The sequence below is a fragment of the Serratia sp. ME47 genome (genome assembly GCF_903970925.1).
Lineage (GTDB): Bacteria > Pseudomonadota > Gammaproteobacteria > Enterobacterales > Enterobacteriaceae > Serratia > Serratia ureilytica.
Genome location: NZ_CAJCKE010000021.1, coordinates 1 through 23,716, shown reverse-complemented (window position 1 = coordinate 23,716; position 23,716 = coordinate 1). Strand labels below are relative to the sequence as shown.

The window sequence follows — 23,716 nt, the reverse complement described above, 5'->3', positions numbered from 1 at the left end:
CAACGCCCCCGGTTAAAACCGGGGGCGTTTTTTTTTACAGCGTGCTCGGGGTGTCTTCCCAGTCGCGATCGTCGTCCTTGGCATCCTGATCCAACACGTTGTAAGCCACGGCGCAGAACAGCGAGTTCAGGCGCTTCATGTCCCCCAACAATCCCAAATGCAACGAACTGGTCTCGATGCTCTGCACGTTTTGCTGGTGCAAACGATCGACGTGCGCGTGCGCGTAGCGGCGATCCAAAATGCGGAAGCGGTGCTTGGAACGGCGCAGGCGCTTGGCGCTGGTGACATCGCCGGACAGGAACACCGACAGCCCCAGACGCAGATTGCCGATCAGCCGTTCGTGCAGCCCGTCCAGCTCCGCCAACCCTTCCGCCGAGAAGGCGCGGCGCGCGGCGTGCGACTTGGCGCCCACGTCGCCGGCCATGCGCTCGATGATGTCGCCCGCCTGTTCCAGGTTGAGCGCCATTTCGATGATCTCCGCCCAGCGGCGCGAGTCTTCCTCGCCCAGATCTTCCTTCTGGATCTGCGCCAGATACAGCTTGATGGCGGTGTACAGCACGTCGACGTCATCGTCGAGGCGCCGCACCTCTTTATCGCCCCCCTGCTTACCGTGCAGCACCTCACGTTGCAGGATCATCATGTGTTCCACCACGTCGCCCATGCGCAGCGTTTCGCGCGCCGCGTTGGCCAACGCCAGCGTCGGCGTGTCCAGCGCGCTGGCGTCCAGATGGCGCGGCCGCATGCGCGGATCGTCGGCCGCTTCGTCGACGATCAGCCGTTCGCACAGCGTCGCCATCGGCCCGGCCAGCGGGATCATCACCAGGCAGCGGATCAGGTTGTAGAACACGTGGAAATAGATCACCAGCTCTTCGCTGCCGCCCGGCAGTTGGGCCATCAAATCCGCCAGATAGGAGACGAACGGCAGCACCAGTATGCAGCCCACCAGCTTGAACAGCAGGCTGCCGAGCGCCACGCGCCGCCCCGCGGCGTTCTGGCCGCTGGCGTTGATCATCGCCAGCAGGCCGCTGCCGAGGTTGGCGCCGATCACCAGACAGAGCGCCACCTTCAGCGAAATCACGCCGGATGCGGTCAGAGTGGCGGTCAGCAGTACCGCCGCCAGGCTGGAATAGCTGACGATAGCGAACAGCGCGCCGGTCAGGGCATCCAGCATCACGTCGCCGGTCAGCGACGAGAACAGCACTTTCACCCCGGCCGCCTGGGTGATCGGCGTGGCGGCGGCGACGATCAGCTCCAGCGCCAGCACGATCAGCCCAAGGCCGATCAGGACGCGTCCGATCTGGCCGATCCGCATCTGTTTGCGGCTGAGGAACAGGAAGACGCCGACCAGGATCAGCAGCGGCGACAGCCAGGAAAGATCGAAGGTCAGCACGCGCGCCATCAGCGCGGTGCCGACGTCGGCGCCCAGCATGATCACCAGCGCAGGCGCCAGCCCCACCAGCCCCTGCGCGACGAAAGAGGTCACCAGCAGCGCGGTGGCGTTGCTGCTTTGCACCAGCGCGGTCACGCCGATGCCGGAAACGAACGCCAGCGGTTTTTTCTCAACGCTGTCGCTCAACACGCGCCGCAGATTGGCGCCGTAAACCCGCATGATCCCGGTGCGCACGATGTGGGTGCCCCACACCAACAGCGCCACGGACGAAAGCAGGTGAAGAAGGGTCAGCACGGAAGATACGCTCCATTAACGCCCGGCCAAAGGAGGCTGATACCCGATGCTTGTCACGCGACGCAGAGAGGCGAGCCAAAGGATGACGGATACAGCGCGCGGTCCCGCCTGCCGGGCGTGGGTCTGGCAGGACAGCGGGCGGGCGGCAGACCGCAGAAGAGAAGGGTTAATGCGGCGGCGGGAAGGCCCCGGCGCCGCGCTGCGAAGTCATGCAACTTCCCGCAATACAACAGGTTCCAAGTGTAGCCCAATTTCCGCGCCGTCGGGCCGCAGGTCGGCCACCGAACGGTTGAGCACGTCAACCAGCAATTCTACCTCGCAAACCTGAATCCGATACCGTACCACATTCCCGAGCAAACTGTGACCCAGGATCACCCCGCCGATCCCCTGTCCGGCCGGCAACAGGCCGATCGACTCGGGGCGGATCGCCACCTTGCCGACATAGCTGCGCCCGGTCAAGCGGCCGGCCTGTTCGGCGCTCAGCAGGTTGTAGTTGCCGATAAACCCGGCGGCGAAGGCATCCGCCGGCTGGGTATACAGGGTTTCCGCATCGCCGCTCTGCACGATCTGCCCCTTGTTCATCAGCACGATGCGATCCGACAGGGTCAACGCCTCTTCCTGATCGTGGGTGACGAAGATCGCCGTCAGGTTCAGCTCGCGCTGAATGCGCCGGATCTGCTCGCGCAGGTGTTTGCGAATACGCGCATCCAGCGCCGACAGCGGTTCGTCGAGCAGCAGCAGACGCGGGCGAGTGACCAGCGATCGCGCCAACGCTACGCGCTGACACTGGCCGCCCGACAGCTGATGCGGATAGCGCTTCGCCAAATCGGTCAGCTCCACCAGCGCCAGCGCCTCCTGCACCCGCAGGCCGATCTGCCCGGCCGCCAGCTTCTGCATTTTCAGGCCGAAGGCCACGTTGCCTTCCACCGTCATATTGGGAAACAGCGCATAACTTTGAAACACCATGCCGATGCCGCGCTTTTGCGGCGCCAGCGGCACCAGATCCTGGCCCTGCAGCAAAATTTGCCCGCTGTCGACCGGGGTCAGGCCGGCCAGACAGCGCAGCAGCGTCGATTTGCCGCAGCCGCTAGGCCCCAGCAGGGTGACGAACTCCCCCTCTTCGGCGGTGAAATCGATATCCTGAAACACCTGGGTCTGGCCATAGTGTTTGTTCAGGCGGGTGACGTTGAGATAAGCCATCGGGTTAGCCCTTGTTTTTATTCAGCAGGTTCGCCAGCCAGGTGACGAGCAGCACCACGGCGAAATAGGAGATGACCAGCGCGCTGGTGAAGTGCCCGCTGCCGTTGCGCATATTGAACAGATAGACCTGCAGCGTTTCATACTGGCTGCCTACCAGCAGATTGGCGAACACGAACTCGCCGATCAGGAACGAAAACGACAGCAGCACGGCGATCGTTCCGCCCTTGCGCAGGTTCGGCAGCACCACCCACAGCGCCGCCTGCCAGGTGCTGGCGCCGAGCAGGTGCGCGGCGTCCATCAGATCGCGCAGGTTGATCGCCTGCATGTTGTTGCTGATGGCGCGGTAGATAAACGGCAGCGCGATGGTGAAATAGCAGCCCACCAAAATCCAGGGGGTGCCGAGCAGCGGCAGCGGATCGGCGGCGAACAGCTGCATCAGCCCCACCGCCGACACCACCGGCGGCACGGCAAACGGCAGCAGGATCAGCACGTTCATCACCGCGTCCAGCTTGGGGAAGTAGTAAGCGATCACAAACATCGCCGGCAGGATCACCACCACCGACAGCAGCAACGTGCCAAAGCAGATCAGCAGCGAGTGCCACAGCGCCAGCAAAAAGCGCGAATCGCTCCACAGCGCCGTCAGCCATTTCAGGGTAAAACCGTCCGGCAAAATGGTGGCGCCCCACTGGGTAGCCAGCGCGTAAACCAGCGTCGCCGCCAGCGGCAGCAGCAGAATCAACAGCAGCAGGCCGGTCACCGTGCGGTGGTACAGGCGTTCAACACGCGACATGAGCATTCTCCATCCGATTATGAGCGCGCATTGAGGTAACTCCTGCGCAGCATCCATTGGTGGATCACCGTGATAAACGCCATCATCGCCACCAGCAGCATCGCCAGCGCGCTGGCCAGGTTCGGATCGAGGGAGATGTCCCCCGCCACCAGCGCTGAGATGCGGATCGGGATCACGTTGAAGTTGCCGGTGGTCAGCGCGTACACCGTGGCGTAGGCGCCCAGCGCGTTGGCCAGCAGGATGACGAAGGTGCCCATCAGCGCCGGCGCCAACACCGGCAGGCCGATATGCCGCCAGTAGCGCCAGGGGCCGGCGCCGAGCAGCGCCGCCGACTCGCGCCAATCGGCGCGCAGCGCATCGAACGCCGGATACAGCAACAGCACGCCCAACGGGATCTGGAAGTAGGTATACAGCACGATCAGGCCGCTCTTGGAATAGAGGTTGAAGCTCTCCATCAAACCGTATTTGCGCAGCAGCAGCGTCAGGCAGCCGTTCAACCCCAACAGAATGACGAAGGCGAACGCCAGCGGCACCCCGGCGAAGTTGCTGGTCATGTTGGTGAACGACATCACGAAGTCATGAAAGCGGGTCTGGCCGAGCTGGCGAAGTGAGTAACTGCCCACTAATGCAATCAGCAAGCCGTAGACGCTCGACCACAGCGAGATTTCCAGCGAGAACTGAAAGGCCTGCAGGTAGAACGGCGACGTGAGGATATCGACATAGTTGCCCCATCCCCAGCCGCTGCTCTCGCTGAAAAAGCTGTGAACCGCGATCCACACCAGCGGGGCGATCTGAAACGCGCCGAACAGCACGATAAACGGCAGCAGGCACAGCGCGGCGATCCATTTGGTTTTGCTGTTCATCGCGCATCCTGCGCCAGCAGCGCCCGACAGCGCGGCTTGTCGTGCGGCGCCTGCAACAGATCGCAGATCGTGCCGCACAGCTCGGTTTGCTGCGGATCGGCGTCGTCCAGGCTGAAGCCCGCGCCGAACACGAACAGCGGCACCTGGCGCTCTTCCGGCAACACCCCGCCGTGGCTGCGATCGTCGTTCATGCCGTGGTCGGCGGTAACCAGCACCTGATAACCGGCCGCCAGCCACTCGGGCAGGTAGCGCGACAGCGAGCCGTCGGCGCGGCGCGCCGCGTTGCGGTACTGCGGCGAAGAGAGGCCGAAGCGGTGCCCGGCGTCGTCGATGTTCATCGGGTGGATCAGCAGGAAATCCGGCTGATGACGCTGGCGCAGGCTTTCGGCGTCGTCGAACAGATGGCTGTCGGGATAGCCGTCGTCGTAATAGAAATGGCCGTGCTGAATCGGCAGCTCGGGAGCGTCGGTGTGGCGGTCGCGCGCGGCGTCGAACGGCGTGCGGTTATACAATTCGCTGAACCAATGATACGCGGCGGCGGCGGTGGTCAGCCCGGCGGCGCGCGCGTAATGAAACACGCTTTGTTGATGAGAAAGGCGCGAGACGTGGTTGTGCACCACACCGCTCTCCACCGGCGTGACGCCGGTGAGGATGCATTCATACAGCGGCCGGGAGAGCGAGGGCAACTCGCTCTCCAGCAGGTACAACCGCCCGCGTCCCGCCGCGCATTCGGCCTGCAGATACCCCATGGCGTCATGCGCCACCCGGTAGTTGAGGCCGTCCAGCAGCACGAGGATCGTTTTCATGGTGCGTTAACTCACTGCTGCATAAACATAATGACGTTTTCCTGCCACAAACGCGGCAGCGCTTTGGCGCTCTGTTCCCAGGCCGCCGGATCGGCGATCGGGTGCGCGTTCTTGTACTGCTCGGCCGGCAGCAGCTTGGCCTTGACGTCGTCCGGCAGCGTCAGATGTTCGGCGCGGATCGGGCGGGCATAGCCGCGCGCCAGGTTGATCTGGCCGGCGTCGGAGAAGATGTATTCGCGCGCCAGCTTGGCGGCGTTCGGGTGCTTGGCGTATTTGTTGATGATGGTGGTGTAGCCGGAGGTGATCGAGCCGTCCGACGGGATCAGCACTTCAAAACGGGTTTTGTCGATCTGATCGCGATAGTTCAGGCCGTTGAAGTCCCACACCACGCCAACCTGCACTTCCCCTTTCTCCAACGATGCGATCACCGGGTTACTCAGGCTCAGGCGGCCGGCCTTGGCCAGCTTGCCGAAGAATTCCAGGCCCGGCTTGAGGTTTTTCTCGTTGCCGCCCATGGCGTAGGTCGCCGCCAGCACGCCGCTGGCCGCCTGCGACGCGGTGCCGACGTCGCCGATGGTGACCTGATAGCTGCCCTTGAGCAGATCGGCCCAGCTGTGCGGGATGTCTTTCACCTGCTGCTTGTTGATGATGAAGGCGATGGTGCCGGTGTAAGCCAGCGCCCAGTGCCCGTCTTTGTCTTTCGCCCACTCCGGCACCTGATCCCAGGTAGACGGTTTGTACGGCTGCGTTACGCCCTTCTGCACCGCCACCGGGCCGAAGGCCGCGCCGACGTCACCGATGTCCGCCGTGGCGTTGTTCTTTTCCGCATCGAATTTGGCGATCTCCTGCGCGGAGCTCATGTCGGTATCGACATGCTTCAGGCCGTACTTGCTCAACAGATCTTGCCAGGTGCCTTTCCAGTTGGCCCAGCTGTCCGGCATGCCGACGCTGTTGACTTCGCCTTCTTTCTTCGCGGCCTGCTCCAGCGCCGCCAGATCGGTATCCGCGGCCCAGCTCATCTGGCTGGATAACACGATGGCACTGGTTAACACAGAAGCGCACAAACGTTTCATAACTGATGCTCCAGGTGGTAGTGTGGGGATGGCTGGACTAGTCCAGCAAGGACCAAACCAATCTAACGGACGAATGTGATAATTATATGTCAGCTTAAAAAAGCGACAGTTTTATCACCCATTGCAACGGCGAAAACGCGACGCTGGTCTACCTTAAGGAAGGCCAAACGCACTGAAACGGGACACCCGCTGTATGAGTGAAGCACCGACGACCGTCGCCACCATCTGCCAAACGCTGAGCGCCCGCATCACCGCCGGCGAGTTCGCCGTGGACGGCAAGCTGCCCTCCGAACGCGCCCTGAGCGAGCAATTCGCCACCACCCGCATTACCTTGCAGGAGGCGCTCGGCCAGTTGGAGGCGCAGGGCGTCATCTACCGCCAGGTGCGGCGCGGCTGGTTCATCTCGCCGCCACGTTTGATCTACAACCCGCTGCAGCGCAGCCATTTTCACGCCATGGCGCAGCAGCAGGGGCGCGCCGCGCATACCGAAGCGATCGACAGCGCGGTCGTCACGCTCGACGCGCCGCTGGCCGGCCGCCTGGCGCTGCCTCCCGGCGCGCAGGCCTATCGCATTCGCCGGCTGCGCTACATCGACGGACGCGCGGTGCTGTACTGCGAGCACTACCTCAATCCGGCCTATTTCCCCGGCATTCTGGACGAAGATCTGACCCAGTCGCTGACCGCGCTGTACGCCGCGCGCTACGGCATTCACTACGGCCGGGTGCGTTTCGACATGCTGCCCACCCTGCTGCCGCAGCAGGCCGCCGCCATGCTGAAGGTGACCTACGGCAGCCCGGCGCTGTTCATTACGCGGGTGAATCGCGATCAGCACGACAGGGTGATCGATTGTGACCTGGAGTATTGGCGGTACGACGCGCTGCACATCGATGTGGAAGCGCTGTAAATGACAAGGGCGCATCGCTGCGCCCTTAAAGAGGAAAGTCAGTCGGCGTCGTAGCCGAGGTTTGGCGCCAGCCAGCGCTCGACCTCGCTCACGCTCATCCCTTTACGCGCCGCGTAGTCTTCCACCTGATCGCGCTGGATCTGCGCCACCGCGAAGTACTTGCTCTCGGGGTGGCTGAAGTACCAGCCGGACACCGCCGCCCCCGGCCACATGGCGAAGGACTCCGTCAGTTCCATACCGGTGTGGCGGTTGACGTCCAACAGCTGCCAGATGGTCGCTTTTTCGGTGTGCTCCGGGCAGGCCGGGTAGCCCGGCGCCGGCCGGATGCCCTGATAGTTTTCCCGGATCAGCTCCTCGTTGCTCAGGCTCTCGTCGGCGGCATAGCCCCAGTGCAGCTTGCGCACCTGTTCGTGCAGGTATTCGGCAAAAGCCTCCGCCAAACGATCCGCCAGCGCCTTGACCATGATTTTGTTGTAATCGTCGTGCTGCGCGTCGTACGCCGCCGCCAGCGCGTCTTCCTCCAGCCCGCCGGTCACCGCGAAGGCGCCGAAGTAGTCGGCTTTGCCGCTGCTTTTCGGCGCCACAAAGTCCGCCAGGCAGTAGTTCGGGAAGTCGGTTTTTTCCGTCTGTTGCCGCAGGTGGCGGCTCACCGCCAGCACCTCGTCACGCCGTTCGTCGCGGTATACCTCCACGTCGTCGCCGACGCGGTTGGCCGGGAACAGGCCGTAAACGCCGCGCGGGTTGAGGCTACGCTCGGCGGCCAACCGATCCAGCATCTGATTGGCGTCATGGAACAGGCGCTTGGCCTCTTCCCCCACCACCTCATCCTCGAGGATGCGCGGGTATTTGCCCGCCAGCGACCAGGTCATGAAGAACGGCGTCCAGTCGATATAGTGGCGCAGCGTCTCGATGCCGGCCGACACCGGAAACACGCCAAGCTGCCGCGGCGCCGGCGGCTGATAGTCGGCCCAGTCCAGCGCCATCGCGTTGGCGCGCGCCTTGTGCAAATCGACCGGCGGCGTGCGCGGCTTTTTGCGCGCGTGTTGAATGCGCACCGTTTCATACTCTTTGCGGGTGCGCGCCACAAACTCGTCGCGCTGGGTGGCGGACAGCAGCGCCGACACCACGCCCACGGTGCGCGAGGCGTTTTGCACGTAGGTGGTCGGGCCGCTGTAGTTCTGCTCGATTTTCACCGCGGTGTGCGCCTTGGAGGTGGTGGCGCCGCCGATCAGCAGCGGCAGCGTAAAGCCCTGGCGCTCCATCTCTTTGGCCACGTTGACCATCTCGTCGAGCGACGGCGTGATCAGCCCCGACAGGCCGATGATGTCGACATTCTCCTCGCGCGCGGTGCGCAGGATTTTCTCCGTCGGCACCATCACGCCAAGATCGACGATTTCATAGTTGTTGCACTGCAGCACCACGCCGACGATGTTCTTGCCGATGTCGTGCACGTCGCCTTTCACCGTCGCCAACAGGATTTTCCCCGCGGAGGTGCCCTGCTGCTTGCTGGCCTCGATGTACGGTTCCAGGTAGGCCACCGCCTGCTTCATCACGCGGGCGGATTTCACCACCTGCGGCAGGAACATCTTGCCCTCGCCGAACAGATCGCCGACCACGTTCATCCCGGCCATCAGCGGCCCTTCGATCACTTCGATCGGGCGTTCGGCCTGCTGCCGCGCTTCTTCGGTGTCCAGTTCGATAAACTCGGTGATGCCCTTCACCAGCGAGTATTCCAGCCGCTTCTCCACCGGCCAGCCGCGCCATTCCGCCTGCTGCACCGCCGCTTCGCCGTCTTTGCTGCCGCGGTACTTTTCCGCCAGTTCCAGCAGGCGTTCGGTGCCGTCCTCGCGACGGTTGAGGATCACGTCTTCTACCGCCTCGCGCAGCTCGCCAGGCAGATCGTCGTAAATCGCCAGCTGCCCGGCGTTGACGATGCCCATGTCCATGCCGTTGCGAATGGCGTGATACAGGAATACCGCGTGGATCGCTTCACGCACCGGATCGTTGCCGCGGAACGAGAACGACACGTTGGACACCCCGCCGGAGATCATCGCGTGCGGCAGGTGGGTTTTGATGTCGGCGCAGGCTTCGATAAAGTCGACGGCGTAGTTGTTGTGCTCGTCGATGCCGGTGGCGACGGCGAAGATGTTCGGGTCGAAAATGATGTCTTCCGGCGGGAAACCGACGCGTTCGGTCAAAATTTTATAGGCGCGGCGACAGATCTCAAACTTGCGCTCGCGGGTGTCCGCCTGGCCCACTTCGTCGAACGCCATCACCACCACCGCGGCGCCATAGCGGCGCACCAGCCTGGCGTGGTGGATAAAGGCCTCTTCGCCCTCCTTCATCGAGATCGAGTTGACGATACCCTTGCCCTGAATGCACTTCAGGCCTTTCTCGATAACGGACCACTTGGAGGAGTCGATCATGATCGGCACCCGGGCGATATCCGGCTCGCCGGCGATCAGGTTGAGGAAGCGCACCATCGCCGCTTCGGCGTCGAGCATCCCCTCATCCATGTTGATGTCGATGATCTGCGCGCCGCTCTCGACCTGCTGACGCGCCACGTCGAGCGCCTCATTGTATTTCTCTTCTTTGATCAAGCGTTTGAAACGCGCCGAACCGGTGACGTTGGTGCGCTCGCCGACGTTGACGAACAGGGTGTTGGCGTCGATGGTCAGCGGTTCCAGACCGGCCAGGCGGCAGGCGACCGGGATATCCGGCAGCCGGCGCGGCGGCACGCCCTCGACCGCCTTGGCCATCGCGGCGATATGTTCCGGCGTGGTGCCGCAGCAGCCGCCGATAATATTGAGGAAGCCGGCCTGCGCCCACTCCCCGACCTGGCGCGCCATCTCGGCCGCATCCAGATCGTACTCGCCGAAGGCGTTCGGCAAACCGGCGTTCGGGTGTGCGGTGACGTAGGTCTCCGAGATGCGCGCCAGCTCGGCGACGTACTGACGCAGCTCATCCGGCCCCAGGGCGCAGTTCAGGCCGAAGGTCAGCGGCTTGACGTGGCGCAGCGAATTGTAAAACGCTTCGGTGGTCTGGCCGGATAAGGTGCGGCCGGAGGCGTCGGTGATGGTGCCGGAAATCATGATCGGCAGTTCCACCCCCAGCGCTTCGAATTCGGTTTCCACCGCAAAAGCGGCGGCCTTGGCGTTCAGGGTGTCGAAGATGGTTTCGATCATGATCAGATCGACGCCGCCTTCCACCAGCGCGCGGGTCGATTCGCGGTAAGCCGCCACCAGTTCATCGAACGAGATGTTGCGGAACGCCGGATCGTTGACGTTCGGCGAGATGGACGCGGTGCGGTTGGTCGGTCCCAACACCCCGGCGACGTAGCGCGGTTTTTCCGGCGTGCGCGCCGTCCATTCGTCGGCGCAGGCGCGCGCCAGGCAGGCGGCCTGATAGTTAATCTCGGCGGACAGCGACTCCATATGGTAGTCGGCCATGGCGATGGAGGTGGAGTTGAAGGTATTGGTCTCAAGGATATCGGCGCCCGCCTCGAGATAGGCGTAATGAATGGCGGTGATCACTTCCGGCTTGGTCAGCACCAGCAGATCGTTATTGCCTTTCAGATCGCTGCGCCAGTCGGCGAAACGCTCACCGCGGAAATCGCGCTCATCCAGACGGTAGCTCTGGATCATGGTGCCCATGCCGCCGTCCAACACCAAAATGCGCTGCGCTAACTGGCGGCGCAGTTGTTCTACTCGATTCGTCACTGTAACCCCTTCCATTGCCATCCAGCCCATTGCTCAACTGCCGCAAAAACCAACGAGTCATCCTAGCACAGCTTGTAAGGACAAAGGGCCAGGCGACAATTGAGAGTTTTTCAGGTTGTGCGCCAACACCTCCGATGAGCTGACGGCGGCTTGCAATTCATCGACAAAAAACGAAAATGAATTCCATCATACGGAAAAAGGAATCTCATCCATGGCCACTCCTGCTCCCGCCAAGCGCGGCAAGAAGCCCCGCGCAGCAGCCCCCGCCGCCAGTGCGGCGACCGGTCAGGTACAATCGTTGACCCGTGGCCTGAAACTGTTGGAATACATTTCGGAAGCCCAGGGCAACGTGGCGCTGACCGATCTGGCCCAGCAGGCCGGCCTGCCGAACTCCACCACTCACCGCCTGCTCACCACCATGCAGCAGCAGGGATTCGTGCGCCAGGTCGGCGATCTCGGCCTGTGGACCATCGGCTCGCACGCCTTTGTGGTCGGCAGCAGCTTCCTGCAAAGCCGCAACCTGCTGGCGATGGTGCATCCGACGCTGCGCCGCCTGATGGAGGAGTCCGGCGAAACCGTCAACCTGGCGGTGCTGGATACCAGCGAGTACCAGGCGATCATCATCGATCAGGTGCAGTGCACGGCGCTGATGCGCATGTCGGCGCCGATTGGCGGCAAATTGCCGATGCACGCCTCCGGCGCCGGCAAAGCGTTCCTCGCCACCCTGCCGGACGATCAGGTGACCAAACTGCTGCACAAGAAAGGCATGCACACCTACACGCCGCATACCCTGACGCCGCACAACCTGAAAGAGGGGCTGGCGCAGATCCGCAAACAGGGCTTCTCCTTTGACGACGAAGAGCACGCGCTCGGCCTGCGCTGCGTGGCGGCCTGCATCTTCGACGAGCACCGCGAAGCCTTCGCCGCCATTTCCATCTCCGGCCCGGTGTCGCGCATCACCGACGATCGCGTGATCGAGCTGGGCGCGCTGGTGATCCACGCGGCGAAAGAGATCAGCCTGGCCTACGGCGGCGTGCGCTAATCCCGCTCATCCGAGGGGCGCCCCAGTGCGCCCCTGCTCCCCTGCCATGCTCTGTTGTCAGCATGTAACAGGCTGTCGGCATCCTGTTTAGCGCACAGGAAAAAAGCTTGAAGCCGATCACAGTTAACGATCCTCACGGCGAAAGCCCATTGCAACCGCTCAAACTTCCTTCGACAATGTTACCGATAACATGTTACCGGTAACAATCAAGCTGAATGAAGGTAACGTCACCCGGTGTTTTGGAGCCAAGCCATGACCAACAATCAAAATCGCATTTACGTCGTTATGGGCGTTTCCGGCAGCGGCAAGTCCGCCGTCGCCGCCGCCGCGGCCCGCCAACTCTCCGCCGGCTTCCTCGACGGCGACTTCCTGCACCCGCGCAGCAATATCCTGAAGATGGCCGCCGGGGAAGCGTTGAACGATGACGATCGCGCCCCGTGGCTGGCCGCGCTCAATGACGCCGCCTTCGCCATGCAGCGCACCAACAACGTGTCGATCATCGTCTGTTCGGCGTTGAAAAAGCAGTATCGCGACCGCCTGCGCGCCGGCAACGGCAACCTGTCATTCATCTATCTGCACGGTGAGTTCCCGGTGATCGAATCCCGTCTGGCGGCGCGCAACGGCCACTTCTTCAAGCCGCAGATGCTGGTCACCCAGTTCGCCGCGCTGGAGCAACCGGGCGCCGACGAGAACGACGTGATGGCGATCGACATCAATCAGCCGCTGGACGCGGTGATCGCCGATACCGTGCGCCATATCCAGAGCTTCCTGCCGCAGGACGTGTGCGCGTGAGTACCGTAACGCTGGTCGGTACCGCAGTCGGCTCGGTTTTACTGCTGTTATTCCTGGTGATGAAGGCGCGCATGCACGCCTTCGTCGCGCTGATGCTGGTGTCCATCGCCGCCGGCATTTTCTCCGGCATGCCGCTGGAACACATCGCCGACACTATGCAAAAAGGCATGGGCGACACGCTGGGCTTCCTGGCGATCGTGGTGGCGCTCGGGGCGATGTTCGGCAAGATCCTGCATGAGGTCGGCGCGCTCGACCAAATTGCGGCGCAATTGCTGAAACGATTCGGACAAAGCAAGGCGCACTACGCGCTCGGCATCGCCGGGCTGATCTGCGCGCTGCCGCTGTTCTTCGACGTGGCGGTGGTGCTGCTGATCGGCATCGTGTTCGCCGTGGCGCGCCGCACCGACGGCAATATCGTCAAACTGGCCATCCCGCTGTTCGCCGGCGTGGCCGCCGCCGCCTCCTTCCTGCTGCCGGGGCCGGTGCCAATGCTGCTGGCGTCGCAGATGAAGGCCGATTTCGGCTGGATGATCGCCATCGGCCTGGTGGCGGCGGTGATCGGCATGCTGATCGCCGGCCCGCTGTACGGCAGCTTTATCAGCCGTTTCGTCAACTGGCCGATGCCGCCGGAAGAGAATGAGCCGACGCTGACCAAGGGCAATCTGCCGTCGTTCGGCTTCAGCCTGGCGCTGGTGCTGTGCCCGCTGGTGTTGGTCGGCATGAAAACCATCGGCGCGCGGCTGGTCACCCCCGGCTCGCAGCTGCAGCAGTGGCTGGAGTTTATCGGCCACCCGTTCACCGCCATCCTGCTGGCCTGCCTGATCGTGATTTACGGTCTGGCGAAACCGCGCGGCATGAGCAACGAACAAACGCTGGCCATCTGCTCCGCCGCGGTGCAGCCGGCCGGGATCATCCTGCTGATGACCGGCGCCGGCGGGGTGTTCAAGCAGATCCTGGTGGATTCCGGCGTAGGGCCGGCGCTGGGTGACGCCATGATCGGCGCCGGCCTGCCGATCGCCGTGGCCGCCTTCGCGCTGTCCGCCATGGTGCGGGTGATTCAGGGCTCGGCCACCGTCGCCTGCCTGACCACCGTCGGTCTGGTGCTGCCGGTCACCAGTCAGCTCGGTCTGAACGGCGGGCAACTGGCCGCGCTGGCCATCTGCATCGCCGGCGGCTCCATCGTGCTGAGCCACGTCAACGACGCCGGCTTCTGGCTGTTCGGCAAATTCACCGGCGCCAACGAACTGCAAACGCTGAAAACCTGGACGGTGATGGAAACCATTCTGGGCAGCGTCGGCGGCGCCATCGGCATGATTGCGTTCACGATGTTTTAAATCCTAAATCGCCCCCGGCCTTGCACACCAGGGCTGCAAATCACCCCCGGGGGCACCGCCACAGGCGGCGACTATAACAACAGCAATGTGAGGAAGGCATGATTAATCCAACCTTGTCCCGTGTCACACAGCGCATCATCGACCGTTCCCAGGCCAGCCGCGCCGCCTATCTGGCGCGTATCGAGGCGGCCCGCTCCCAAACCGTCCACCGCGCGCAGCTCGCCTGCGGCAACCTGGCCCACGGCTTCGCCGCCTGTCAGCCCGATGACAAGGCGTCGCTGAAAAACATGGTGCGCAGCGATATCGCCATCATCACCGCTTACAATGACATGCTGTCGGCCCACCAGCCGTACGAACACTACCCGCAGCGGCTGAAGCAGGCGCTGAAGGCGGTCGGCGCCGTGGGCCAGGTGGCCGGCGGCGTGCCGGCGATGTGCGACGGGGTGACGCAGGGGCAGGACGGCATGGAGCTGTCGCTGATGAGCCGCGACGTGATCGCCATGTCGGCCGCCGTCGGCCTGTCGCACAATATGTTCGACGGCGCGCTGTTCCTCGGCATCTGCGACAAGATCGTGCCGGGGCTGGTGATGGCCGCCCTCTCCTTCGGCCACCTGCCCGCGCTGTTCGTGCCGGCCGGCCCGATGAGCAGCGGCCTGCCGAACAAGGAAAAAGTGCGCGTGCGCCAGCTGTACGCCGAGGGCAAGGCCGACCGTTTGGCGCTGCTGGAGGCCGAGGCGGCCTCTTATCACGGCATCGGCACCTGCACCTTCTACGGCACCGCCAACACCAACCAGATGGTGATGGAAGTGATGGGTCTGCATCTGCCGGGCGCCTCCTTCGTCCATCCGGACACGCCGCTGCGCGACGCGCTGAACGACGCCGCCGCGCGCCAGGTGACTCGACTGACCGATACCGCCGGCAACTACCTGCCGATCGGCCGCCTGGTGGACGAGAAAGTGGTGGTGAACGGCATCGTCTCGCTGCTGGCCACCGGCGGCTCCACCAACCTGACCATGCATCTGGTGGCGATGGCGCGGGCGGCGGGCATCATCATCACCTGGGACGATTTCTCGGAGCTGTCGGAGGCGGTGCCGCTGCTGTGCCGCATCTACCCGAACGGCCCGGCCGACATCAACCAATTCCAGGCCGCCGGCGGCGTGCCGCTGGTGGTGCGCGAACTGCTGCAACACGGCCTGCTGCACGAAGACGTGCACACCGTGGCCGGTTTCGGCCTGCGCCGCTACACCCAGGAACCGTGGCTGGACAACGGCCAATTGGTATGGCGCGAAGGCGTGGCCGGCTCGCTCGACGCCAGCGTGATCGCCAGCGTGGCCCAGCCGTTCGAACATCATGGCGGCACCAAAGTGATGGCCGGCAATCTGGGCCGCGCGGTGATGAAAACCTCGGCGGTGCCCGCCGATAACCAGATCATCGAAGCGCCGGCGGTGGTGTTCGACAGCCAGCACGATATCGTGCCGGCGTTCGAAGCCGGCAAGCTGGATCGCGATTGCGTGGTGGTGGTGCGCTTCCAGGGGCCGCAGGCCAACGGCATGCCGGAGCTGCATAAGCTGATGCCGCCGCTGGGCGTGTTGATGGATCGCGGCTTCAAAGTGGCGCTGGTGACCGACGGCCGCCTGTCCGGCGCCTCCGGCAAGGTGCCTTCCGCCATTCACGTCACCCCGGAAGCCTATACCGGCGGCCTGCTGGCGAAAGTGCGCGACGGCGATCCGATCCGCGTCAACGGCCGCAGCGGCGAGCTGCAGGTGCTGGTCGACGCTGACGAGTTGGCGCGGCGCACGCCTTGCCAACCCGATCTGAGCGCCGAACACATCGGCTGCGGCCGCGAGCTGTTCGGCGCGCTGCGCAGCCAGCTGTCAGGCGCCGAGCAGGGCGCCTGCTGCATCAAATTTTAATCGATAGCCTGGCCGCATCGCCGCCTGGCGGCGGCCACAGAGGAGAACGTCAGCATGAACAAGTGGACAACAAGCGCCGAGCAGATCCTGACGGCGGGGCCGGTGGTGCCGGTCATCGTGATCAACAAGCTGGAACATGCGGTGCCGCTGGCGAAAGCGCTGGTCGCCGGCGGCGTGCGGGTGCTGGAGGTGACGCTGCGCACCGCCTGCGCCATGGACGCCATTCGCGCCATCGCCCAAGAGGTGCCGGAAGCGATCATCGGCGCCGGTACGGTGATCAATCCGCAGCAGCTGCGGGAAGTGACCGAGGCCGGCGCGCAGTTCGCCATCAGCCCGGGGCTGACCGACGAGCTGCTCAAAGCCGCCACCGCCGGTTCCATTCCCCTTATACCGGGCATCAGCACCGTTTCCGAGCTGATGCAGGGCATGGATTACGGCCTGCGCGAATTTAAATTCTTCCCGGCGGAAGCCAACGGCGGCGTAAAAGCGCTGCAGGCGATCGGCGGCCCATTCCCGCAGGTGCGTTTCTGCCCGACCGGCGGCATCTCGCCGGACAATTACCGCAGCTATCTGGCGCTGAAAAGCGTGCTATGCATCGGCGGCTCCTGGCTGGTGCCGGCGGACGCGCTCGAAAGCGGCGACTACGCGCGCATTACCGAACTGGCGCGCGCCGCCGTCGCGGGCGCCCAGGCCTGATTTACATCGCAGCGGTGGCGGCCGGCAGCGCCGCCCCGCTGCGCTGGCTGAACCGCTGCTTCTTGCGATAAGCGAACACGTCTTCCACATGCCCCTCGCGGATGCGCTGCTGCAACCCGCGCCAATACTCCGCGGTAAACAGATCGCTGTGCAACTCTTCAAACACCTGCCGAATGCGCCGATCGCCGCACAGGAAGTGGCGGAACTCTTCCGGGAACACATCGTTGGGCGCGATGCTGTACCACGGCTCGCTGGCCAGCTCGTCCTCCGGATAACGCGGCGGCGGAATGTCGCGGAAGTTGACCTCGGTCATGTAGCAAATCTCGTCGTAGTCGTAGAACACCACACGCCCGTGGCGCGTCACGCCGAAGTTCTTGAACAGCATATCGCCGGGGAAAATATTGGCGGCGGCCAACTGCTTGATCGCATTGCCGTACTCTTCAATCGCATCGCGCATTTGCTGGTCGTTGGCCTGCTCCAGATACAGGTTCAGCGGCGTCATGCGCCGTTCCATATACAGATGTTTGATCACGATGCGATCGCCGAGATCTTCCAGCTTGCCCGGCACTTCACGCCGCAGCTCCGCCAATAGCTCAGGGCTGAGACGCGCCTTGTCGACGACGAAATTTTCGTACTCCTGAGTATCCGCCATGCGCCCGACGCGATCGTGCTCTTTCACCAGCTGATAGCAAGCCATCACCTGCGCCTGCGTCACCTCTTTCTGCGGGGCGAACTCATCCTTGATCACTTTAAACACCCGATCGAAGGACGGCAGGGTGAACACCAGCATCACCATGCCTTTCACGCCCGGCGCGATGATGAACTGCTCCTGTGAGTGCGCCATAAAGGTCAGGTATTCGCGATAGCATTCGGTTTTGCCGTGTTTTTGGCAGCCGATCGCCATGTACAGCTCGGCGGTGGTCTTGCCCGGCAGGATCTCGCGCAGCCACTCCACCATCGCCGCCGGCAGCGGTGCGTAGACCATGAAATAAGAGCGGGCGAAACCGAAGACGATGCTGGCCTCGGCCTTGCCGGTCAGGCAGGCGTCGATAAACAGCGCGCCCGATTCGCTGTGGTGAATCGGCAACAGGAACGGGTAAACGCCGTCGGCCAGGCGCAACTTGCCGACCAGCCAGGCGGCCTTGTTGCGATAGAACAGCTCGTTGGCGATCTGGAAGGTCGCCCCCGTCAGTTGCTGTGGGCTGAAGGCGCGTTGCAGCGCCTGATTGATGTAGCGAATGTCGCGTGTCAGATCCTCCCACGGCAACCGCAGCGGCAGATCGCTCAATACGCTGCGCAGCATCGCCGGCAGATCGCCATTGGGGGTAAAATCGCGCGCCAGCGGACGCGGAATGTCGCGAAAACGTCGTTCCGGCTGCGAACTGAAAACGAACAGCTTGTCCGGCGTCAGATCGCGATGCTTGAACAACCGGCAATAGACCGAGTTGAAGAAGCTTTCGGCGATCTCAAAACGCGGGTAGTCCGGCAGCAGATCGATATAGACCGCTTTGACCCGGCTGGGGAAGTCGGCGTCGAAATATTTCTGCCCGGTGATGCATTTAAGCTGCTCCACCACCAGACCGACGTGATGGTCGTACAGATGGATGCGCTTTTTCATCGCCTGCTGCACCGCCGGCCAATCCGCCTGCTCAAAGCGCTGCTGCGCGCCGGCGGTCACTTCCAGAAAGCGGCCGTACTGCGCATCGAAGCCCTGCAGGATCGTCTGTGCGATCAACAACTCCAGTTTTGCCGCCATCCTTACCCCCGCCAGAAAAAGAAGCCTGCGCATGCAGGCTCCGGGTGAAACGTCTTCAAGCTTGCCGCATCAGAACTGCTGTTCTTCCGTCGAACCGGTCAGCGCGGTGACCGAAGAGGCGCCGCCCTGAATGATGGTGGTGACTTTGTCGAAGTAGCCAGTGCCCACCTCTTGCTGGTGCGACGCGAAGGTGTAACCGCGCTCCACCGCGGCGAACTCCGCCTGCTGCACCTTCTCGACGTAGTGTTTCATCCCTTCGCCCTGCGCATAGGCGTGCGCCAGGTCGAACATGTTGAACCACATGCTGTGGATGCCCGCCAGCGTGATGAACTGATACTTGTAGCCCATGTCCGACAGCGCCTGCTGGAAACGGGCGATGGTCTGGTCGTCGAGGTTCTTCTTCCAGTTGAACGACGGCGAGCAGTTGTAGGCCAGCAGCTTGCCAGGGTATTTGGCGTGGATGGCGTCGGCGAAGCGCTGGGCGGCATCCAGATCCGGCGTTGAGGTTTCGCACCACACCATATCGGCGTAAGGGGCATAAGCCAGACCGCGGCTGATCGCCTGCTCGACGCCGGCATGGGTACGGAAGAAGCCTTCCGCCGTACGCTCGCCGGTGACGAAGGCGCTGTCATACGGATCGCAGTCAGAGGTCAGCAGGTCGGCCGCATCGGCGTCGGTACGGGCGATCACCAGCGTCGGCACGCCAAGCACATCGGCCGCCAGGCGCGCGGCGACCAGTTTCTGGATCGCTTCTTGCGTCGGCACCAGCACTTTGCCGCCCATATGGCCGCATTTCTTCACCGCCGCCAGCTGATCTTCGAAGTGCACCCCGGCGGCCCCGGCGGTAATCATCGCTTTCATCAGCTCAAAGGCGTTCAATACGCCGCCGAAGCCGGCTTCCGCATCAGCGACGATCGGCAGGAAATAATCGGTGTACCCTTTGCTGCCCGGCTCAATCTGGTTCGCCCATTGGATCTGATCGGCGCGGCGGAAGGTGTTGTTGATGCGCTCGACCACCTTCGGCACCGAGTCCACCGGATACAGCGATTGGTCAGGGTACATGGCCGCTGCGCTGTTGGCGTCGGCCGCCACTTGCCAACCGGACAAGTAGATGGCCTCGACGCCGGCTTTGGCCTGCTGCAGCGCCTGGCCGCCGGTCAGCGCGCCCAGGCAGTTCACGTAGCCTTTGCGCGCCTTGCCGTTCAGCAACGCCCACAGTTTGGCGGCGCCGTTTTGCGCCAGGGTGCATTCCGGGTTGACCGAACCGCGCAGATTGATCACGTCTTCGGCGCTGTAAGGGCGAGTGATGCCTTCCCAACGGGCCGATTTCCATTCCTGTTCCAGCTGCTGGATCTGTTGAGAGCGAGAGGTAGACATAATTTTTATCCTTTCAGTCATGTAGGGTTGATTGGGAAAGTTCAGGCCAGCAGCTCATAGCCGGGCAACGTCAGGAAATCGATTAATTCATCTTGCGTGGTGATGCGCTCCATCAGGCGCGCCGCCTCTTCGAACCGGCCGGCGTTAAAGCGCGCTTCCCCTACTTCTTCACGCACCACCAACATCTCTTCTTGCAACATCTGGCGGAACAGCGCCTTGGTGACCGGGCGCCCGTCGTTCAGGCTCTTCTCGTGGTGGATCCACTGCCAGATAGACGTACGGGAGATCTCCGCCGTCGCCGCATCTTCCATCAAACCGTAAATCGGCACGCAGCCGTTGCCGGAGATCCAGGCTTCGATGTACTGCACCGCCACGCGGATATTGGCGCGCATCCCCGCTTCGGTGCGTTCGCCGTCGCACGGTTCCAGCAGTTGCGCGGCGCTGATCGGCGCATCCTGCTCACGCAGCACGTCCAGCTGGTTTTGACGATCGCCCAATGCGTTGCCGAACACCTCCATCACCGTGTCCGCCAAGCCCGGGTGCGCCACCCAGGTGCCGTCGTGGCCATTGTTGGCTTCCAGCTCTTTGTCCGCCCGTACCTTGTTCAGCACCCAGGCGTTTTTTTCGGCGTCTTTGCTCGGGATAAACGCCGCCATGCCGCCCATGGCGAAGGCGCCGCGCTTATGACAGGTTTTGATCAACAGGCGCGAATAGGCGCTGAGGAAAGGTTTTTCCATGGTCACCGACTGACGGTCCGGCAGCACGCGATCGCCGTGGTTCTTCAGCGTTTTGATGTAGCTGAAGATGTAATCCCAGCGGCCGCAGTTCAGACCGACGATGTGATCGCGCAGGTGATACAGGATCTCGTCCATCTGGAACACCGCCGGCAGAGTTTCGATCAGCACGGTCGCCTTGATGGTGCCGCGCGGCAGATCGAAACGATCCTCGGTAAAGCTGAAGACATCGCTCCACCAGGCAGCTTCCTCCCAGGACTGGGTTTTCGGCAGGTAGAAATACGGGCCGCTGCCCTTGGCCAGCAGTTGGCGATAGTTGTGGTAGAAGTACAGCGCGAAATCGAACAGGCCGCCGGGGATGGCTTCATCACGCCACAAGACGTGCTTCTCCGGCAGGTGCAAGCCGCGCACGCGAGCGATCAACACCGCCGGATTCGGTTTCAGCTGGTAGATCTTGCCGGCTTCATTGGTGTAGGAGATGGTGCCGTTAACCGCATCGTGCAGGTTGATTTGACCGTCGATGACTTTGTCCCAGCTTGGCGCCAGCGAGTCTTCGAAGTCCGCCATAAACACTTTTACGTTGGCGTTCAACGCATTGATCACCATCTTGCGCTCGACCGGCCCGGTGATCTCTACCCGGCGATCGCGCAGGTCTTGCGGAATGCCGCGGATCTGCCAATTGCCTTCACGAATGGAATTGGTTTCCGAAATAAACCCAGGCAATTCGCCGCGATCGATATTTTGCTGCCAGCGGGCACGCGCCGCCAGCAGCTCATTGCGACGCGGCGTGAATTTCCCCACCAGTTCCGCCAGAAATTCAACCGCTTCATCCGTTAACACCTGGCGCTCCGCAGCGGAGAAACCCTGCGTAAACCTTAACTCCGTGCCTGCTATCTGTTGCGTCATGACCTTGCTCCTTCCCATCGTTGCGCCCGAGCGACCGGCGCATTTTCATCAGAAATCACTGTGGATCAGGGCGGATGAAACGATCCTAAACTGGTCAGATCTCATCCCGATAGCGTTAAGAATACCCAACAAAAAATAAAAATCAAAAACCATTTCCATTTTATTATTAAATATTTTATTAACACTTTATTATCAATTAGTTATGGAAAATAACATGGTCAACAGGTAAGGAAATCGGTTCCAATAGAATTGCAAGGACGAGCTAACGCGTTGTTAGGCAATGGTTTCTTTGGATAATTGACGGGTAAAAAGAGGATCGTGCAGAGGATGAGCAGTGCGGCGGCCTCGATTCAGCCGCCGGCAGGCAGAAAAGATCAGTCGAGAGTCGGATTCATATGGCGCAGATCGTAAGGCGTGATCTGGTAGACGTAATAGTTGAGCCAATTGGAAAACAGCAGGTGGCCATGGCTGCGCCAGGTGGCTTTCGGTGTCAGTGCGGGGTTGTCATCGGGGAAGTAGTTGAGCGGTACGGCAGGATCGAGGCCAGCTTCGTTGTCGCGACAATACTCTCCCGCCAGCGTCATTGTATCGTATTCCGGATGGCCGGTGACGAACGCCAGGCGCTTATCCCTGCTGGCGAACAGGTAGGCGCCAGCCTGCTCGGATTCGGCCAGGATGTCCAGGTCGGTATATTGGCGAATCACCTCGGTCGGGAAATCGGCATAGCGTGAATGCGGCGCCAGGAAGCTTTCGTCGAAGCCGCGCGTCAGCAACGCATGCTGCTGCAGCGTTTGGTGCGGATAAACGCCGGAGAGCTTCACTTCGCGCGTCATCTTGGGAATGCCGTACAGGATGTTCAACGCCGCCTGTACCGCCCAGCACACGAACAGCGTGGAGGTAACGTGGTGCTTAGCCCAGTCGATCACACGCTCGATCTGCGGCCAGTAGGCAACGTCGCAGAAATCGACCAGCCCCAGCGGCGCGCCGGTGACGATCAGGCCATCGAAGTTCTCGTTCTGGATATCCTCGAAGTCGCAGTAGAAGTTGTTCAGATGCTCGGCCGGCGTGTTCTTCGATTCGCGGCTGTCAATGCGCAGCAGCTGAATATCAATCTGCAGCGGCGAGTTGGAAAGCAGGCGCAGAAACTGGTTTTCCGTTTCGATCTTCTTTGGCATCAGGTTGAGGATCAGCACTTTCAGCGGCCTGATTTCCTGTGTTTTTGCCCGCGAGGATGTCATCACGAAGACATTCTCACCGCGCAAGAAATTGACCGCAGGTAACTCATCAGGAACACGAATCGGCATTGCTTAACCCTCACACATCCATTTATACGTTTAGACTTCTAGATGCCCGAAGATAGCGTTTTTTTCCGTCGATGTCGAGCGTTCAGCGGAAAGGTGAAAATGTTTCATTGCGCGAGCTGCGTCAGGATCTTGGCAGGGAGAATGAGAGGTACTGAAAGCAAAAAGGCCATCCTTTCGGATGGCCTCTTGGCTTATTTGATGCTTGGCAGTTTATGGCGGGCGTCCTGCCCGCCCCCCTTCGGGCCGTTGCTTCGCAACGTTCAAATCCGCTCCCGGCGGATTTGTCCTACACAATTCGTCTCATCCTGAGACTCTCCCCTGCGGGGCCGCCGCAAGCGGCGTTAAGGCCCGTTCCCGACGGGCCTTTCGCATGCCCATGCTCGAGCAGAACGCCAGATAACAGACAAAACAAAAAGCCCCATGCTTTCGCATGAGGCTTGTTGTTTTATTTGATGCTTGGCAGTGTCCTACTCTCGCATGGGGAGACCCCACACTACCATCGGCGCTACGGCGTTTCACTTCTGAGTTCGGCATGGGGTCAGGTGGGACCACCGCGCTATTGCCGCCAAGCAAATTCTTTTTTCTGCCGAACTTCTAAACCCACTTTAAATAAAGTGGTGCTGATACCCAGAGTCGAACTGGGGACCTCACCCTTACCAAGGGTGCGCTCTACCAACTGAGCCATATCAGCACGCTTAATTTGATGCCTGGCAGTGTCCTACTCTCGCATGGGGAGACCCCACACTACCATCGGCGCTACGGCGTTTCACTTCTGAGTTCGGCATGGGGTCAGGTGGGACCACCGCGCTATTGCCGCCAGGCA

At 62.2% G+C, this 23,716-nt stretch carries 17 protein-coding genes, 1 tRNA gene and 2 rRNA genes; 6 read left to right on the top strand and 14 right to left on the bottom strand.

Features of this window, described 5'->3' with window-relative positions; all coding sequences use genetic code 11:
• Positions 1–34: 34 nt before the first annotated feature.
• From H7A77_RS18780 to H7A77_RS18755, 6 genes are all read right to left on the bottom strand, one after another.
• Positions 35–1,684, bottom strand: a complete 1,650-nt coding sequence (locus H7A77_RS18780) for a Na/Pi cotransporter family protein (RefSeq protein ID WP_047573490.1) — start codon at positions 1,682–1,684, stop codon at positions 35–37.
• Positions 1,685–1,891: 207 nt separating this feature from the next.
• Positions 1,892–2,884, bottom strand: a complete 993-nt coding sequence (locus H7A77_RS18775; RefSeq protein ID WP_042785475.1) for an ABC transporter ATP-binding protein — start codon at positions 2,882–2,884, stop codon at positions 1,892–1,894.
• A gap of 4 nt (positions 2,885–2,888) precedes the next feature.
• Positions 2,889–3,674: an ABC transporter permease gene (locus H7A77_RS18770; protein WP_033644383.1), complete on the bottom strand. Its 786-nt coding sequence runs from the start codon at positions 3,672–3,674 to the stop codon at positions 2,889–2,891.
• 17 nt (positions 3,675–3,691) lie between these two features.
• Entirely contained in the window at positions 3,692–4,537 is an 846-nt protein-coding gene (locus tag H7A77_RS18765) for an ABC transporter permease subunit (RefSeq protein WP_033651199.1), read from the bottom strand.
• Positions 4,534–5,343: an alkaline phosphatase family protein gene (locus tag H7A77_RS18760; RefSeq protein ID WP_016930299.1), complete on the bottom strand. Its 810-nt coding sequence runs from the start codon at positions 5,341–5,343 to the stop codon at positions 4,534–4,536. Before H7A77_RS18760 ends, H7A77_RS18765 begins: the two co-directional genes overlap by 4 nt.
• 11 nt (positions 5,344–5,354) lie before the next feature.
• Positions 5,355–6,416, bottom strand: coding sequence for an ABC transporter substrate-binding protein (locus tag H7A77_RS18755; protein WP_033631954.1), 1,062 nt, complete (start codon positions 6,414–6,416; stop codon positions 5,355–5,357).
• Between the two features lie 193 nt (positions 6,417–6,609).
• Between H7A77_RS18755 and H7A77_RS18750 the strand changes: the two genes are divergently transcribed.
• On the top strand, positions 6,610–7,320 hold the full coding sequence (locus H7A77_RS18750; protein ID WP_042785476.1) for a UTRA domain-containing protein: 711 nt from the start codon (positions 6,610–6,612) through the stop codon (positions 7,318–7,320).
• Between the two features lie 38 nt (positions 7,321–7,358).
• On the opposite strand, the gene metH is transcribed toward H7A77_RS18750, so the two are convergent.
• Positions 7,359–11,054 (bottom strand): methionine synthase, encoded by a 3,696-nt coding sequence (metH, locus tag H7A77_RS18745; RefSeq protein WP_182074499.1) that lies wholly within the window; start codon positions 11,052–11,054, stop codon positions 7,359–7,361.
• A gap of 196 nt (positions 11,055–11,250) precedes the next feature.
• Here metH and iclR point away from each other — a divergent pair, with 196 nt between their 5' ends.
• The 5 genes from iclR to H7A77_RS18720 all read left to right on the top strand — a co-directional run bounded on the left by iclR (position 11,251) and on the right by H7A77_RS18720 (position 16,816).
• The gene (gene iclR, locus H7A77_RS18740; RefSeq protein ID WP_004936648.1) at positions 11,251–12,081 is read left to right on the top strand and encodes a glyoxylate bypass operon transcriptional repressor IclR; all 831 of its coding nucleotides are present in this window, start codon (positions 11,251–11,253) and stop codon (positions 12,079–12,081) included.
• Positions 12,082–12,333: 252 nt separating this feature from the next.
• Positions 12,334–12,873 carry a gluconokinase gene (gene gntK / locus H7A77_RS18735; RefSeq protein ID WP_004936645.1) on the top strand — a complete coding sequence of 180 codons (540 nt, stop codon included), beginning with the start codon at positions 12,334–12,336 and terminating at the stop codon, positions 12,871–12,873.
• Positions 12,870–14,207 (top strand): gluconate transporter, encoded by a 1,338-nt coding sequence (gntU, locus tag H7A77_RS18730; RefSeq protein WP_025304479.1) that lies wholly within the window; start codon positions 12,870–12,872, stop codon positions 14,205–14,207. Before gntK ends, gntU begins: the two co-directional genes overlap by 4 nt.
• A gap of 98 nt (positions 14,208–14,305) precedes the next feature.
• Positions 14,306–16,120, top strand: coding sequence for a phosphogluconate dehydratase (gene edd, locus H7A77_RS18725; RefSeq protein WP_015379254.1), 1,815 nt, complete (start codon positions 14,306–14,308; stop codon positions 16,118–16,120).
• Positions 16,121–16,174: 54 nt separating this feature from the next.
• Positions 16,175–16,816 carry a bifunctional 4-hydroxy-2-oxoglutarate aldolase/2-dehydro-3-deoxy-phosphogluconate aldolase gene (locus H7A77_RS18720; RefSeq protein WP_025304481.1) on the top strand — a complete coding sequence of 214 codons (642 nt, stop codon included), beginning with the start codon at positions 16,175–16,177 and terminating at the stop codon, positions 16,814–16,816.
• 1 nt (position 16,817) lies between these two features.
• On the opposite strand, the gene aceK is transcribed toward H7A77_RS18720, so the two are convergent.
• From aceK to rrf (H7A77_RS18685), 7 genes are all read right to left on the bottom strand, one after another.
• Positions 16,818–18,572 (bottom strand): bifunctional isocitrate dehydrogenase kinase/phosphatase, encoded by a 1,755-nt coding sequence (aceK, locus tag H7A77_RS18715; protein WP_046687906.1) that lies wholly within the window; start codon positions 18,570–18,572, stop codon positions 16,818–16,820.
• A 69-nt stretch (positions 18,573–18,641) separates the two neighbouring features.
• On the bottom strand, positions 18,642–19,949 hold the full coding sequence (gene aceA, locus H7A77_RS18710) for an isocitrate lyase (protein ID WP_033639246.1): 1,308 nt from the start codon (positions 19,947–19,949) through the stop codon (positions 18,642–18,644).
• A gap of 41 nt (positions 19,950–19,990) precedes the next feature.
• Entirely contained in the window at positions 19,991–21,589 is a 1,599-nt protein-coding gene (gene aceB / locus H7A77_RS18705) for a malate synthase A (RefSeq protein ID WP_182074498.1), read from the bottom strand.
• A gap of 374 nt (positions 21,590–21,963) precedes the next feature.
• The gene (gene metA, locus H7A77_RS18700; RefSeq protein WP_033651194.1) at positions 21,964–22,893 is read right to left on the bottom strand and encodes a homoserine O-succinyltransferase; all 930 of its coding nucleotides are present in this window, start codon (positions 22,891–22,893) and stop codon (positions 21,964–21,966) included.
• A 454-nt stretch (positions 22,894–23,347) separates the two neighbouring features.
• Positions 23,348–23,463 (bottom strand): 5S ribosomal RNA (gene rrf, locus H7A77_RS18695).
• 45 nt (positions 23,464–23,508) lie between these two features.
• A tRNA-Thr gene (locus H7A77_RS18690) sits at positions 23,509–23,584 on the bottom strand.
• A gap of 14 nt (positions 23,585–23,598) precedes the next feature.
• A 5S ribosomal RNA gene (gene rrf / locus H7A77_RS18685) occupies positions 23,599–23,714 on the bottom strand.
• Between the last annotated feature and the right edge of the window lie 2 nt (positions 23,715–23,716).

Excerpts from the sequence above, each read along its gene's own strand:
- H7A77_RS18775 (WP_042785475.1), bottom strand. The coding sequence starts at position 2,884 with ATGGCTTATCTCAACGTCACCCGCCTGAACAAACACTATGGCCAGACC.
- H7A77_RS18770 (WP_033644383.1), bottom strand. The coding sequence starts at position 3,674 with ATGTCGCGTGTTGAACGCCTGTACCACCGCACGGTGACCGGCCTGCTG.
- H7A77_RS18765 (WP_033651199.1), bottom strand. The coding sequence starts at position 4,537 with ATGAACAGCAAAACCAAATGGATCGCCGCGCTGTGCCTGCTGCCGTTT.
- H7A77_RS18760 (WP_016930299.1), bottom strand. The coding sequence starts at position 5,343 with ATGAAAACGATCCTCGTGCTGCTGGACGGCCTCAACTACCGGGTGGCG.
- H7A77_RS18755 (WP_033631954.1), bottom strand. The coding sequence starts at position 6,416 with ATGAAACGTTTGTGCGCTTCTGTGTTAACCAGTGCCATCGTGTTATCC.
- H7A77_RS18750 (WP_042785476.1), top strand. The coding sequence starts at position 6,610 with ATGAGTGAAGCACCGACGACCGTCGCCACCATCTGCCAAACGCTGAGC.
- metH (WP_182074499.1), bottom strand. The coding sequence starts at position 11,054 with ATGGAAGGGGTTACAGTGACGAATCGAGTAGAACAACTGCGCCGCCAG.
- iclR (WP_004936648.1), top strand. The coding sequence starts at position 11,251 with ATGGCCACTCCTGCTCCCGCCAAGCGCGGCAAGAAGCCCCGCGCAGCA.
- gntK (WP_004936645.1), top strand. The coding sequence starts at position 12,334 with ATGACCAACAATCAAAATCGCATTTACGTCGTTATGGGCGTTTCCGGC.
- edd (WP_015379254.1), top strand. The coding sequence starts at position 14,306 with ATGATTAATCCAACCTTGTCCCGTGTCACACAGCGCATCATCGACCGT.
- H7A77_RS18720 (WP_025304481.1), top strand. The coding sequence starts at position 16,175 with ATGAACAAGTGGACAACAAGCGCCGAGCAGATCCTGACGGCGGGGCCG.
- aceK (WP_046687906.1), bottom strand. The coding sequence starts at position 18,572 with ATGGCGGCAAAACTGGAGTTGTTGATCGCACAGACGATCCTGCAGGGC.
- aceA (WP_033639246.1), bottom strand. The coding sequence starts at position 19,949 with ATGTCTACCTCTCGCTCTCAACAGATCCAGCAGCTGGAACAGGAATGG.
- aceB (WP_182074498.1), bottom strand. The coding sequence starts at position 21,589 with ATGACGCAACAGATAGCAGGCACGGAGTTAAGGTTTACGCAGGGTTTC.
- metA (WP_033651194.1), bottom strand. The coding sequence starts at position 22,893 with ATGCCGATTCGTGTTCCTGATGAGTTACCTGCGGTCAATTTCTTGCGC.